This is a genomic window from Streptomyces cyaneofuscatus, from assembly GCF_000718135.1.
Classification (GTDB): domain Bacteria; phylum Actinomycetota; class Actinomycetes; order Streptomycetales; family Streptomycetaceae; genus Streptomyces; species Streptomyces cyaneofuscatus.
The window spans coordinates 112,611-126,212 of record NZ_JOEM01000013.1 but is presented as its reverse complement, the minus strand read 5'-3'; the positions used below and the strand labels follow the sequence as shown (position 1 = coordinate 126,212).

At 70.8% G+C, this 13,602-nt stretch carries 12 protein-coding genes and 1 tRNA gene; 4 read left to right on the top strand and 9 right to left on the bottom strand.

The genetic code is table 11. The annotated features are described in order from the left end of the window. Positions 1 to 48: 48 nt before the first annotated feature. Positions 49 to 1,257, bottom strand: coding sequence for a S1 family peptidase (locus tag IF17_RS0121760; protein WP_030568448.1), 1,209 nt, complete (start codon positions 1,255 to 1,257; stop codon positions 49 to 51). A 326-nt stretch (positions 1,258 to 1,583) separates the two neighbouring features. On the opposite strand from IF17_RS0121760, the gene IF17_RS1000000139865 reads away from it, so the two are divergent. Continuing rightward, the gene (locus IF17_RS1000000139865; RefSeq protein ID WP_244890533.1) at positions 1,584 to 1,931 is read left to right on the top strand and encodes a DUF1963 domain-containing protein; all 348 of its coding nucleotides are present in this window, start codon (positions 1,584 to 1,586) and stop codon (positions 1,929 to 1,931) included. Continuing rightward, entirely contained in the window at positions 1,919 to 2,347 is a 429-nt protein-coding gene (locus IF17_RS1000000139860) for a DUF1963 domain-containing protein (RefSeq protein ID WP_244890532.1), read from the top strand. The genes IF17_RS1000000139865 and IF17_RS1000000139860 overlap by 13 nt, the downstream gene beginning before the upstream one ends. Before the next feature lie 124 nt (positions 2,348 to 2,471). On the opposite strand, the gene IF17_RS0121750 is transcribed toward IF17_RS1000000139860, so the two are convergent. The 7 genes from IF17_RS0121750 to galU all read right to left on the bottom strand — a co-directional run bounded on the left by IF17_RS0121750 (position 2,472) and on the right by galU (position 8,156). Further along, positions 2,472 to 2,545: transfer RNA gene (locus tag IF17_RS0121750), tRNA-Ala, on the bottom strand. Positions 2,546 to 2,632: 87 nt separating this feature from the next. Then, positions 2,633 to 3,889: a gephyrin-like molybdotransferase receptor GlpR gene (locus tag IF17_RS0121745; RefSeq protein WP_030568447.1), complete on the bottom strand. Its 1,257-nt coding sequence runs from the start codon at positions 3,887 to 3,889 to the stop codon at positions 2,633 to 2,635. 162 nt (positions 3,890 to 4,051) lie between these two features. After that, positions 4,052 to 4,696 (bottom strand): GNAT family N-acetyltransferase, encoded by a 645-nt coding sequence (locus tag IF17_RS0121740; protein WP_018515757.1) that lies wholly within the window; start codon positions 4,694 to 4,696, stop codon positions 4,052 to 4,054. A gap of 17 nt (positions 4,697 to 4,713) precedes the next feature. Continuing rightward, entirely contained in the window at positions 4,714 to 5,328 is a 615-nt protein-coding gene (locus tag IF17_RS01000000136615) for a MogA/MoaB family molybdenum cofactor biosynthesis protein (RefSeq protein WP_076967312.1), read from the bottom strand. After that, on the bottom strand, positions 5,325 to 5,834 hold the full coding sequence (gene moaC / locus IF17_RS0121730; RefSeq protein WP_030568445.1) for a cyclic pyranopterin monophosphate synthase MoaC: 510 nt from the start codon (positions 5,832 to 5,834) through the stop codon (positions 5,325 to 5,327). Before moaC ends, IF17_RS01000000136615 begins: the two co-directional genes overlap by 4 nt. A 98-nt stretch (positions 5,835 to 5,932) precedes the next feature. Further along, a complete protein-coding gene (glp, locus tag IF17_RS0121725; RefSeq protein WP_030568443.1) occupies positions 5,933 to 7,246 on the bottom strand; it encodes a molybdotransferase-like divisome protein Glp in 1,314 nt (437 codons plus the stop codon). A gap of 4 nt (positions 7,247 to 7,250) precedes the next feature. Next, positions 7,251 to 8,156 carry a UTP--glucose-1-phosphate uridylyltransferase GalU gene (galU, locus tag IF17_RS0121720; protein ID WP_030568441.1) on the bottom strand — a complete coding sequence of 302 codons (906 nt, stop codon included), beginning with the start codon at positions 8,154 to 8,156 and terminating at the stop codon, positions 7,251 to 7,253. A 94-nt stretch (positions 8,157 to 8,250) separates the two neighbouring features. Between galU and IF17_RS0121715 the strand changes: the two genes are divergently transcribed. Continuing rightward, positions 8,251 to 8,868: a 5-formyltetrahydrofolate cyclo-ligase gene (locus IF17_RS0121715; protein ID WP_030568439.1), complete on the top strand. Its 618-nt coding sequence runs from the start codon at positions 8,251 to 8,253 to the stop codon at positions 8,866 to 8,868. A 25-nt stretch (positions 8,869 to 8,893) separates the two neighbouring features. Here IF17_RS0121715 and IF17_RS0121710 read toward each other — a convergent pair whose 3' ends face one another. Beyond that, the gene (locus IF17_RS0121710; RefSeq protein ID WP_030568437.1) at positions 8,894 to 11,641 is read right to left on the bottom strand and encodes a penicillin acylase family protein; all 2,748 of its coding nucleotides are present in this window, start codon (positions 11,639 to 11,641) and stop codon (positions 8,894 to 8,896) included. A gap of 297 nt (positions 11,642 to 11,938) precedes the next feature. Here IF17_RS0121710 and IF17_RS0121705 point away from each other — a divergent pair, with 297 nt between their 5' ends. Next, on the top strand, positions 11,939 to 13,534 hold the full coding sequence (locus IF17_RS0121705) for a potassium/proton antiporter (protein WP_030568435.1): 1,596 nt from the start codon (positions 11,939 to 11,941) through the stop codon (positions 13,532 to 13,534). Positions 13,535 to 13,602: the final 68 nt, after the last annotated feature.

The window sequence follows — 13,602 nt, the reverse complement described above, 5'->3', positions numbered from 1 at the left end:
GGTCAGTGGACGGTCTCCCGCGTATGAGGCACCTTCACCCGGTCGGGGCTACTTGGTGTTGAGCGTCAGCCCGTAGTACTTCAGGGCGTCGTCGAGCGGCTGGAAGTACGACGAACCGGGCGAGTTCACCTGGCCGTTGCACCGCTGGCTGATCGGCCCGCCGGAGGTCATCCCCTGGGCCTGGTTGCCGGAGACGTAGGCGCCTCCGCTGTCCCCGCCCTGGGTGCAGACGGAGGAGCTGGCGAGACCGGTCACGACGGTGTCGGGCCCGCCGTTCTGGTCGGTGTAGGTGACGCTGACGTTGTACGAGCCGACCTTGCCGCAGGTCCAGCCGGTGGTCTGGCCGGCCTTGCAGAGCGCCGAACCCTGCGGGGCCCGCTGGCTGCCCCGGACGGCGACGGTGCCCGCCTTGCCGTACGTGGTGATGTCCAGGCCGATGGAGTGGCCGGCGTCCACGGTGGCGATGCCCATGTCCACGCTGCGGGTACCGAGCGCGAAGCGGGTGTGGGTGCCCTTGGCGAACCGGGTCCCGTTGTAGGCCAGTGCGGGCAGGTCCTCGATGCAGTGCCCGGCGGTCACGAGCACCTGCTTGCCGTTACGGTCCTTCGCGCCGTACCCGACGGAGCAGAGGTAGCCGTTGAACGTCATGCGGCTGCCCGGCGGCACGACGGCCTGCGTCTCCAGCTTCTCCTGGCCCTGGACGACGCGTACGGCGTCGCCGTTGCTCTTCGCGGCCTTGAGGAAGGTACGGGTCGCGGCGTCGGTCTCTCCGTTGACCTCGACGGTCACGGTGTCGGAGGCGAGGTCGACGGACCACGCCGACACCCCGGCCGGGGCACTCTTGAGGGCCTTGGCGTCGAGCTGCGCCTTTATCCGGTTCAGCTCGCCCTCGCCACGCTCCGGGACCCGTGCTGCGAGTCCCGCCGCCTTGACCTCCTTCGCCGCCTCGGCATCGGCGGCGTTGACGACGAGCGTCCCGTCCTTGGCGAAGAAGGCCCCGAGGGTGGAGACCTTCTCGGCCCGCAACTTCGCGAACCGGCCCTGCTGCTGTGCTTCCCTGTCCAGCCGCTCGACGGCCTCCTGCTCGCTCACGCCCAGGGTGGTGGCGAGAGCCTGGACCATCTCCGGCTGATACTTCAGCGGCGCGGAATCCGCCGCACCGGCGTAAGCCCCTGTGGCGACTCCGGCCGACAGGAGGGCGCCGATGGAGGCCGCCACGATGTATCTGCGCGCGTTCTTCTTCTTTCCGTGCTTCACGCGATTCCTTCCGCTACACGGGCGAAGCGTCCAGACAATGGGGGGGGTGGCCACACCGCGCTTGGGGACGCGCGATGTGTTCCATGGACACTGCCCGGCGGCGATGACATGTTCCTGTCGCCGCGCTTCGAACTCTCGCGTAAACGGAACTGCCGCGACAAGGACCGGAGATGGGGCTCTTATCTACAGAACTGGCCGAGAACTGTAGAGAAACACGGCGGAAACACGGGCAGCCGGGACCGGCGAGCACCCGGGACCGAGTCGCTGCGCCTGCCGCTGAAGGGCTGCCCGGGGCTCTGTCAGTGGTGCGGTGGAGGATCGGGCGTATGACCCACGGTTCCCGGGACGCCTTTCGCTCCCTCGCTCTGCGCCATCTGCCGCCCGACGACGCCGAGAAGTGGCTCGGTCTGCTGCGTCCTGGTGCGCGTCTCGAGGTGGCGACCGGCGCCGACGTCCCGGCGGTCCGGCTCGGCGGCCTGCCCGCTCTGCCGGCCGGCTCTCCGTGGCCGGTGTGGGACGGGCACGGTCCGCTCTCCTTCATCGCCTCGGTCGACTGCGCCCGACTGCCGACGGCCGCGCTGGACATCGGACTGCCCGAGTCCGGAACGCTGCTGTTGAGGCGGCGGAGCGAGAGACGCCTGCGCGACTCAGGCCGTACCCGATGGTGCCACTGACCGCCCGGGTGGAGGCGACGGCAACCGAGCCCTGGCATCCGTCCGTACGAGCCGCCTTCGCCCCTCACGCCCCGCTGGGAAACCGGTACGGCCACCCCGTCTGCTCGCAGGAGTTCCTCGACGCGCTGTGGGAGCTCGACGACGAGACGGGGCACCAGATCGGCGGCCACGTCCACTCCGTACAGGACCCGGTGGAGATCGAGATCGCGGAGGCGGTCCTGGACGGCGAGGTGTCCTGGGAGGGCCCCCGGCTGGCCGAGGAGGCGGGCAACTGGGTGCTGCTGGCCCAGTTCGGCAGCGAGGACGCCGCGGACATGATGTGGGGCGACGCCGGAGTCCTGTACTGGCTGATCCGCCCGGAGGACCTGGCCGAGCGGCGCTTCGAGCGCGCGATGTTCACCTGGCAGTGCTTCTGATCCCCACTTGGGGCGGCCCGTAGGCGCCGAGCCTGCCGGGAAACGCCAAGATCCCGCCCGATCAATGAGATCGGACGGGATCTTGTGAACTCTTCCTGAGCTGACTCAGGAACAGTCGTTGTTGTGGACCTGTGGGGATTTGAACCCCAGACCCCCTCGATGCGAACGAGGTGCGCTACCAGACTGCGCCACAGGCCCTTGCAACGAGTGAAACTCTAGCACCCTCACCGGGGTGCTTGGAAATCCGTTCCTCCGCTGGTCAGCGGCGCCGGGGTTCCGCCGGTCTCACTCGTTGGCCGCGCGCGGCCGGTCCTCGTCGTCGTACTGGTCGAAGAGGGGGGTGCGGCCCCGGTCGCGGGTGCGGCGGGACTGGGTGGTGCGCTGGCGTGGCGCCGGGTCCACCGCGGGGGTGGTCGGGTGCGACGTGCCGGTCTGGCTGGGCTCGGCGGTGCTGGAGCGGGCCGCGCTCCAGGTCTCCGGGTCGCCGACCTCGACGCCGCCGGTGGCGCGGGGGGCGACGGGGGCGGTGACATAGGTGGGGAGCGGTACGGGGACGGGCTCCCAGCTGTCGCCCTGGACCCGGCCGCGTTCGCGCTGCTGGTCCACCCACTCCGCGTGGTCCGTCTGCTCGACGAGGGCGCGACGGCCGGCCTCCTGGGGGGAGACCGTGGGGGTGGGTTCCGGCTCCGGGTGGTGGGCTTCGGAGTCGTCGTCCTGGTCGGCGGAGGCGGAGGCGGCGGGCTGGTGCCTGCGGGGGCGGTTCTCGCGCAGGCGCTGTGCCGCGACCTCGGCCCGGCGGCGGTCCATGGTGAACGCGAACCGGCGCCGCTCCTGGGCGCGCAGATGCACGATGTACGTGCTCAGCAGGACGGCGGGGACGGCCGGCGCCCAGAGGAAGCCGAGTCCGCCGACCGCGGCCACGACCGCGCCGAGGGTGAAGGCCAGGAAGAGCACGACCGTCGTCCGTCTGCGCCGGGCCAGGACCTGGGAGCGCTGGGCACGCCGGGCCCGCTCGGCGTCGGCGGCTCCGGTGCGCGGGCGGCGCTGGGCCGGAGGGCCGGAAGGCGCGGGGCGCTCGCCGGGTCGGCGGTCGTGCGCCTGGCGATCAGGGGGCTGACGGTCGGGGGCCTGGCGGTCCGCCGGCTGACGGTCCGGTGGCTGATGTGCCGGTCGCCTGTCGTGCGCCTGACGGTCGGGGGCCTGGGGGCCCGAGGCGCGCTCGGGAGCGTGCGCCGGGTCGTGCACCCTGGCTTCCGTATGCGCCGGAGGCGCGGCAAAGGCCCGGACGTCGACGGAATCCATACGGTCCGTCTCGGCGTCCGGGTCGACGTCGGGCCCCGCCTCCTCGGCGGTGCGCTCCCGCAGCTCCCTGGCGTACCGGCGCTCCATCGCCGCCCGTCCGGACAGCAGCCGGATGGCGGTGCTGAAGCGTTCCGTCGGACGGGCTTCGTTGAGCTCGTCCTGCCTGCGGAGCCACATCGGCACCAAGTAGGCGGCCCAGGCCCCGACGATGACTGCGTAGATGAGGCCGCTGCTGCTCACGCTCACACCGTAGAGGGGTTTACGCGGAGGCATCCGCCAATTGGCCCGGTGTGTCGCACGATCCGGCTGATATCACGGACTTTTTTTGTGATTGATCGGATCAACAGTCACCGATAGTGCGACCTATTGCTGTCATCCGTCGATCAAATTCGAACACTTATTTTATTTACCGGACTCCCCGGACCACTGGCCGGACTCCCCCGGACCCCGCGGCGTCACCGGCCGCGTACGGCGCCAGCGCCGGAGCATCCCCTCCGGCACCTCCTCCGCCGTGAGCGCGAAGATCAGGTGGTCCCGCCAGGCACCGTCGATGTGCAGATAGCGCGGGCGCACGCCCTCGGAGCGGAACCCGAGCTTCTCCACCACCCGGCGGCTCGGCGCGTTCTCCGGGCGGATGCAGACCTCGATGCGGTGCAGCCCCACCGAGCGGAAGCAGTGGTCGACGGCGAGCGCCACGGCCGTCGGCATCACGCCCCGCCCGGCGACGCCCTGGTCGACCCAGTAGCCGATGTGACCCGAGCACATCGAGCCCCAGGTGATCCCCGCGACGGTGAGCTGGCCGACGAGCCGGCCCTCGTACTCGATGGCGAACGGCAGCATCCGCCCGGCGTGCGCCTCGGCGCGCAGGTGGCGGACCATCTGCCGGTACGTGGGCCGCTGGGCGACCGGGCCGCCGGGCGCGGGCGGCGGGACGGTGGCCTCCCAGGGGCGCAGCCAGTCGCGGTTGCGCCGGTTGACCTCACGCCAGACCCGCTGGTCGCGCATCTTTATCGGGCGCAGGACGATCTCGCCGTCGGTCAGCGTCACCGGCCAGGTCGCGATGTTCAGCTCGGGCTCCCCGGTCGGGGGTGGTCGCCGCCGCGGAGCTGGTCGACGGCGTGCACCAGGAGCCGGGACAGGACCGCGAGACCGTCGCGGACCCCGCCGGTGGAGCCGGGCAGGTTGACGATCAGGGTGCCGGAGGCGACGCCCGCGAGGCCCCGGGAGAGCGCGGCGGTCGGGACCTTGGCGAGCCCCTCGGCCCGGATCGCCTCGGGGATGCCGGGGATCTCGTGGTCCAGGACGCGGCGGGTCGCCTCGGGGGTGGCGTCGGTGGGTGAGATGCCCGTACCGCCGGTGGTGACGATCACGTCGTACCCGGCGGCCACTCCGGCGCGCAGGGCCGCCTCGACCGGGTCACCGTCGGGGACGACCTGCGGTCCGTCGACCGCGAAGCCGAGGGCGGTGAGCCCTTCGGCGATCAGGGGGCCGCCCTTGTCCGCGTACACCCCGGCGGAGGCCCGGTTGGAGGCGGTGACGACGAGAGCGGCGTACGACTGGAGGAGCGCGGCGCCCGAGGGCTCCGGCGCCTGCGCGGGCTGTTCGGGGCCGGGGGCTGCGGTGGGCTCAGGCGGCGTCACGTGTCCGTGGCCGGGGGCTCCGGGCTCGGGCGGCGTCACGCGTCCGGTCCCGCCGGTCCCTCCGGCGCGGTGCGCCGGTAGTCGCCGGACTTGCCGCCCGACTTCGCCTCGACCCGTACGTCGGTGATGACCGCGCTCTTGTCGACGGCCTTGACCATGTCGATCACCGTGAGGGCCGCCACGGACACCGCCGTCAGGGCCTCCATCTCGACGCCCGTGCGGTCGGTCGTCTTCACGGTGGCCGTGATCTCCACCGCGTCGTCGGCCACGCTCAGGTCGACGTTCACCCCGGAGACGGCCAGCGGATGGCAGAGGGGGATGAGGTCGGGGGTGCGCTTGGCCCCCATGATCCCGGCGATCCGCGCGGTGGCGAGGGCGTCGCCCTTGGGGACGCCCTCGCCCCGGAGCAGCTCGATGACGCGCGGCGAGACGAGGACCCGGCCGCTGGCGCGGGCGACGCGCGCCGTGACGTCCTTCTCGGACACGTCGACCATGCGGGCCGCACCCGCCTCGTCGATGTGCGTCAGCCTGTTCTGCGTACTCAACTCACTCCACCCAGCGGTAGGGGCACCGATCGGCCCGGTCCCGGAGGGGGTCCTCCGGAAGGCACGGCGGCAGATACCGTACCGCCACCGGGCGGCGGTCAGCGGAGCAGGATCACGTCCGTCTCCGTGCCGGGCTCGGCGGAGGTGGTGTCCTCGGGCAGCACGATCAGCGCGTCCGCCTGGGCGAGAGCGGCGATCAGATGCGATCCGGAGCCGCCGACGGGGGTGACCGTGCGCGCCTCCTCGTCGTACGTACCGCGCAGGAACTGGCGGCGGCCGGCGGGCGAGGTGAGCGCCTTGTCGACCTTCAGGACGGCCCGGACGGTGGGGCGGTGGAGGTCGTCCGTGCGGCCCATCAGGGCGCGGATGGCGGGGCGGACGAACAGCTCGAAGGAGACGTAGCTGGAGACCGGGTTGCCGGGCAGGGCCAGCAGCGGGGTGTGGTCGGGGCCGATCGAGCCGAAGCCCTGCGGCTTGCCCGGCTGCATGGCGAGCTTGCGGAAGTCGATCCCGCTGCCCGGCTCGTCCTCGTCGCCGACGGAGGAGAGCGCCTCCCTGACCACGTCGTACGCGCCGACGCTGACGCCGCCCGTGGTGACGATGATGTCCGCGCGGATCAGCTGGTCCTCGATCGTGGCGCGCAGGGTCTCGGCATCATCGGTGACCGCGCCGACCCGGTAGGCGATGGCTCCGGCGTCGCGTGCGGCGGCCGTCAGCGCGAAGCTGTTGGAGTCGTAGATCTGGCCGCCCGTCAGCTCCTCGCCCGGCTGGACCAGTTCGCTGCCGGTGGAGAGGACGACGACGCGCGGGCGGGGGCGTACGACGACGGTGGAGCGGCCGATCGCGGCGAGCAGCCCGATCTGCGGCGGGCCGACGATCGACCCGGCGCGCAGGGCCAGATCGCCCGGCTTGACGTCGCTCCCGCGCTCGCGGACATGGGCGCCGGCCTCGACGGACCGGTGGACGCGGACCTCGCCGGTGGCTCCCTCCGGGGCGTCGGAGTGGGCGCGCATGGTGGCGGCCGGGCCCTCGCCCGTACCGCCGTCCGTCCATTCGACCGGGACCACGGCCTCCGCTCCGGCGGGCAGCGGGGCGCCCGTCATGATGCGGGCGGCCTGTCCCGGCCCCACGACCTGGTCGCCGTCGAGCCCGGCGCTGCCCGCGGCGACGTCACCAATGACCGTGAGGACGGCGGGGAACTCCTCGCTGGCCCCCTCGATATCGGCGATCCGCACCGCGTACCCGTCCATGGAGCTGTTGTCGAAGGGCGGCAGGGCCACCTCCACGACGACGTCCTTCACCAGGACGCAGCCCTGGGCGTCGGGCAGCTGCAGTTCGATGGGTTCGAGCGGCCTCACCGTGGCGAGGATGTCGTCCAGGTGCTCGTCCACCGACCAGATCGTGCTGCTCACGGGGTTACATCTCCTCGGTGACGTACTGACGGAGCCAGGTCCGGAAGTCCGGTCCCAGATCTTCACGTTCGCACGCCAGTCTGACAATGGCACGCAGATAGTCGCTCCGGTCACCGGTGTCGTAGCGGCGGCCCTTGAAGACGACGCCGTGCACGGGGCCGCCGATCTTCTCGTCCGCGGCGAGCAGCTGGAGGGCGTCGGTGAGCTGGATCTCGCCGCCGCGGCCCGGCTCGGTGTGCCGCAGTATGTCGAAGATCGCGGGGTCCAGGACGTACCGGCCGATGACGGCGAGATTGCTGGGCGCGTCGGCCGGCTCGGGCTTCTCGATCAGGCCGGTGACCCGGACGACGTCGCTGTCGACGGTGGTGTCCGCGGCCGCGCAGCCGTAGAGGTGGACCTGGGAGGGGTCGACCTCCATCAGCGCGACGACACTGCCGCCCTCGCGCTCCTGGATCTCCACCATGCGGGCCAGCAGGGGGTCGCGCGGGTCGATCAGGTCGTCGCCGAGGAGCACCGCGAAGGGCTGGTCGCCCACGTGCGGGGCGGCGCACAGCACGGCGTGGCCGAGGCCGCGCGGGTCGCCCTGGCGCACGTAGTGCATGGTGGCCAGGTCGCTGGACTCCTGGACCTTGGAGAGGCGTTCGGCGTCTCCCTTACGGGTGAGCGCGGACTCCAGTTCGTAGTTGCGGTCGAAATGGTCCTCCAGAGGACGCTTGTTCCGACCGGTGATCATCAGTACGTCGGAGAGGCCCGCCGCGACGGCTTCTTCGACGACATACTGGATGGCCGGCTTGTCGACGACAGGCAGCATCTCTTTGGGAGTGGCCTTCGTGGCGGGCAGGAAGCGGGTGCCGAGACCTGCTGCCGGGATGACAGCCTTGCTGATCCTGGAAGGCGACGACTGAGTCATGCGCAGAACCTTAACGGGTGCACACACCCGGAAGATGAGCATCCGGTTAACTTTGCCCTTAAATATGCCCATACGAGAACCGTGCGAGTCTCTATTGAACCCCGACAAGTCCGGAAAGCGATCTGTAAAGGTGCCTGCGAAAGCCTCTCTGAGGCGTGAACTCCTCGCCGCACGCGCCCTCCTGACCAAGGAGGACGTCACGGAGGCCGCCGCGGTTCTCGCGGCCGGCGCATCGGCGCTCCCCGAACTGGCTGACGCCCGAACGGTCGCCGCCTATGTCTCCGTGGGGCGCGAACCGGGGACCCGGGCCCTGCTGGACGCACTGCGCGAGCGCGGCGTACGGGTGCTGCTCCCGGTGCTCCTGCCGGACAACGACCTGGACTGGGCCGTGTACCAGGGCGCGGAGCACCTGCTGCCCGCCGGGCGCGGGCTCCTGGAGCCGGACGGGCCCCGGCTCGGCCCCGCCGCCGTCGTTGAGGCGGAGGCGGTCCTGCTGCCCGGGCTGGCCGTGGACGGGGCGGGCATGCGGCTGGGGCGCGGCGGCGGCAGCTACGACCGGGTGCTGGCCCGGCTCTCGGCGGCCGGGGCCGATCCGGCGCTCATCGTGCTCCTGTACGACAACGAGGTGGTCGCGCGGGTCCCTGTGGAACCGCACGACCACCCCGTGGATGCCGTGGTCACCCCGGCCGGAGCGCGGCGCTTCACCGCCTGACGGCCGGTCAAGCGCCAGGGATGCTCTAGGGCTTCAGCGTCAGCGTGTCGACGGTGGACGCGTCGACCGCGTCCGTACCGTAGGACCAGTCGAGCAGTTCACCGTTGGACCACTTGTCGGTCTGGTCGGTGTAGTGCGCGCTGAACGCGTGCCCGGAGGCGCCGGTGAGGTTGATCCAGCGGGACTTGTCCCAGTCCCCCACGTTGACGACCATCCGCATCGACGGCACCCAGATCACCTCGTAGCCGCTCGCCGCGTTCCAGCCGGTGGCGTTGACCGTCGCCTCGCCGCCGCCGAGGTTCCAGGGCCCGCGGTTGAGCGCCCGCTGGAGCAGATCGGGCCCTTCGGTGCCGAGGGTCTGGTTCTTCAGCATCAGCCGGTGCAGCCGGCCCCAGCTCCAGGTGGAGATGTCCTTGCCGAGCTTGGAGGTCAGCTCCCAGCGCGCGTCGTGCATCGCCTGGGCGAAGACGTCGTCCCGGCCCTCCAGCGCGTCCTCGCGGCCCCTGGCGGGCGCCTTCCACCACTCGTTGTCCTGGTCCTCGACGATGTCGCGGACCACCTGGAACCAGCGGTCGCCGCCGTCCGGCTGCGCGGTGTCGCCGTCGCGCTGGCCGCACTCGCGCACCAGCTTCTTCTGCTGGTCGGCCGGGCCGCTGTTCTTGGCCGGCGGCACGTTGATGCAGTCGCCCTTGACCCGCAGCTCCTTGGGGAGCTTGTTGCCGAAGGCGAGCTTGAGGATATTGCGCCAGACGCCGTTGAAGTACGCGGCGGCGGCCGAGTCGGACTCCTGGGTGTAGTCCCAGCCCTCCAGCAGCTTCTGCGCCTCACGCACGCTCGGGTCGGAGATGTTGATCTTCAGCAGCTCGGGCACCAGCAGCGCGGCGATCTCGCTGGTGTTGTCCATCTGCAGCTTCTGCATGTCGTCGGTCGAGACCTTCTCGCCGCCCTTGATCTTGTCGGCGAGGAGGTCGTTGATCCGCTGGCTGCGGGCGCCGTAGCCCCAGTCCTTGGTCAGCAGGTGGGGGTACTTGCTCTCGTCGATCACGGCCTGGTTGGCGGTGACGATGTAGCCGCGCTTCGGGTTGTACTCGTAGGGCAGCTCGTCGAAGGGGATCGGGTCCTTCGCCCAGCCGTACGCCGGGTCCCAGCCGGGGCTGGGCAGCGTGCCGTCGCCCTTGAGGCGGACCGGGATCGTGCCCGGCGCCTGGTAGCCGATGTTGCCCTGGGTGTCGGCGTAGATGAGGTTCTGCGAGGGGACCTCGAAGTTGCGGGCGGCCGCCCGGAAGGTGGTGAAGTCCTTGGCCCGGTTGATCGCGAAGACCGCGTCCATGGACTTGCCCGGCTTCAGGGCGGTCCACCTCAGCGCGACCGCGTACCCGTCGGCACGGTCGGGGGCGGCGTTGGAGACGGGCGCCTTCTGGCCGACCTTGTCCAGTTCCTTGCTGCGGTCGGAGACCAGGGGTCCGTTGTTCGTCTCGCGGACGGTGATCTTCCGGTCCCGGCCGCCGGCGACCTTGATGGTCTCCTCGCGGGTGGTGAACGGCTTCACCGCGTTGTCGTAGAGGTAGCCGTCGCCGGAGACCTTCTCCAGGAAGAGGTCGGTGACGTCGGCGCCGAGGTTGGTGAGGCCCCAGGCGATGTCCTGGTTGTGGCCGATGATCACACCGGGCATGCCGGAGAAGGTGTAGCCCGCGGTGTCGTACTGGCAGGTCTTGGAAAGCTGCCGGCAGTGCAGCCCCATCTGGTACCAGAGGGAGGGCAGCATCGGCGCCAGGTGCGGGTCGTTGGCGAGCAGCGCCTTGCCGGTGGTCGTGTGGGCGCCGCCGACGACCCAGGAGTTCGATCCGATGCCGTTGCCGTTCGGGCCGAGCAGCGCGGGGATCTTGTCCAGGGTGTCGGAGAGCGCGGAGAGCTGGGTGTTCAGGCCCTCGGTGGCGCCCAGCGCGGTCTGCGAGCCGATGTCGCCCGACGGGGCGGCGTCCAGGTCGTACTTCCCGGTGACCGGGGAGATCGCCCCCCGGTCGACGATCGGCTTGTGGGTGCCGTACGGGTAGTCCGGGTACAGGTCCTTGATCTGGCCGCCGTCGAGCCGGCTGGTCAGCAGCGAACGGTCGATCTCGTCCTGCATGTTGCCGCGCAGGTCCCAGGCCATGGCCTTGAGCCAGGCGACCGAGTCGACCGGGGTCCACGCGCCGGGCTTGTAGTCGTTGGTCAGCCCGAGCGCCGCGTACTCGACGGAGATGTCCCGGCCGTCCTTGCCCTTCAGGTAGGCGTTGACACCGTCCGCGTACGACTGGAGGTTCTTCTTGGTGTCCTCGTCCAGGACCTTGTCGTACTCCTCCTGAGCGACCTTCCGCCAGCCGAGCGTGCGCAGGAAGGAGTCGGTCTCGACCTGGCCGGAGCCGAACATCTCGGAGAGCCGGCCCGCCGTCAGATGACGCCGGACGTCCATCTCCCAGAAGCGGTCCTGGGCCTGGACGAAGCCCTGGGCGCGGAAGAGGTCGGCGTCGGAGTCCGCGTAGATCTGCGGGATCCCGTAGGAGTCCCGTTTGACCTCGACGTCACCGGACAGTCCGTCAAGGGTGATCGTTCCGGTGGTCTGGGGGTACGAGGCCCGCACGGTGGAGACGGACCAGTAGGCGCCGAACCCGACACCCGCGACGAGCGCCAGCACCAGGACGAGCAGAAGGAGGCGGACGCGGCGCCCCTTCTTCTTGCCGGGCTTCTTCGCGTCGTCGGAAGGGCCGGAAGAGTCGGTTGTATTGGCGGGCATCGCTGTCCTTCGAGGGGCAGGGTGGTCCTGGGAGTGCAGGAGCAACCATAGGCGCAGCCGGGAAGCCACTCGGACGCGGTATGGGGATGCATCCATTTGCGTGTTCCTCGTACGAACGCGCGAAGCTTCGAAGTGAACGCGGAAGCCGTCAAGAAGACGTTAAAGATTAGGTAAGGTAACGAAGTAACTGGCTGCCGGAGGTCGATCCGGCAGGCGCACGCAGGGAAGGAACGGACCCTGACTGTCCACGCGCTCAACGAACTCCTGCTCGTCTGCTCGCTCGTCCTGCTCGTCGCCGTGGCGGCGGTACGGATCTCCTCGCGCAGCGGGCTCCCCAGCCTGCTCCTGTATCTCGGTATCGGGATCGCCCTGGGGCAGGACGGCATCTTCGACGTCAAGTTCGACAACGCCGAGCTGACCCAGGTGATCGGCTACGCCGCCCTGGTCGTCATCCTGGCCGAGGGCGGACTCGGGGCGAAGTGGAAAGAGGTCCGCCCCGTCCTGCCCGCGGCCGCGGTGGTCTCCACCGTCGGCGTCGGCATCAGCGTGGGCATCACGGCCTCGGCCGCGCACTATCTCGTCGGCCTGGACTGGCGCCAGGCCCTCATCATCGGCGCGGTCGTCTCCTCCACCGATGCCGCGGCCGTCTTCTCCGTGCTGCGCCGCGTGCCGCTGCCGTCCCGGATCACCGGTGTCCTGGAGGCCGAGTCCGGCTTCAACGACGCCCCCGTGGTCATCCTCGTCGTCGCGTTCTCCGCCGTCGGCCCGGTGGAGCACTGGTATCTCCTGATCGGCGAGATCGCCCTGGAGCTGGCCATCGGCGCCGCCATCGGCATCACCGTGGGCTGGCTGGGGGCCCTGGGGCTGCGCCATGTCGCCCTGCCCGCCTCCGGCCTCTACCCGATCGCCGTCATGGCCATCGCCGTGATGGCGTACGCGGCGGGCGCCATGGCCCACGGCAGCGGGTTCCTCGCGGTCTACCTGGCGGCCATGATCCTCGGCAACTCCAAGCTGCCGCACTGGCCCGCCACCCGCGGCTTCGCCGACGGGCTGGGCTGGCTGGCCCAGATCGGCATGTTCGTGCTGCTCGGCCTGCTGGTCACCCCGCACGACCTGGTCGACGACTTCTGGCCAGCCGTCGTGGTGGGTCTGGTGCTGACGATGGTGGCCCGGCCGCTGTCGGTCTTCCTCAGCCTGGCGCCGTTCCGGCTGCCGGCCCGCGAGAAGGTCCTGATGTCGTGGGCCGGGCTGCGCGGGGCCGTGCCCATCATCCTGGCGACCATTCCGATGGTCTCCGGGGTGGAGGGCAGCACCCGGATCTTCAACATCGTCTTCGTCCTCGTCATCGTCTACACGCTGATCCAGGGCCCGACCCTGCCCTGGGTCGCGGCCAAGCTGAAGATCGCCGACGACGATGCCGAGGCCGACGACCTGGGCGTCGAGTCCGCCCCGCTGGAGCGGCTGCGCGGCCACCTGCTGTCGGTCGACATCCCCGAGAAGTCCAAGATGCACGGCGTCGAGGTCGGCGAGCTCCGGCTCCCGGCCGGGGCCGCGGTCACCCTGGTGGTCCGCCAGGAGGAGAGCTTCGTGCCCTCCCCCACCACGGTCCTGCGGCGCGGCGACGAGCTGCTCGTGGTGGCGACCGACCCGGTGCGCGACAAGGCCGAGGCCCGGCTCCGGGCGGTCGGCGAGGGGGGCAAGCTGGCCGGCTGGCTGGGTACGGGCACGGTGTCCGGTACGCCGGGCCGTCCCGCACCTCCCAGGCTCGCGAAGCCCTCGACGGCGGGCGGATCCGCCGTCCGGCAGGCCGTCAAACCGGTCCGGCCCGTCAAGAAGCTCGGACCGGCCGACGACGCCCCCACCACAGGCGGTACGAACGCGCGTCGCTCATAGGACGCGGATCACAGGCTCACCAACAAGTCCTGTGCGCATTCACAGGCGCACAGGGCTTCCTGCCTGTA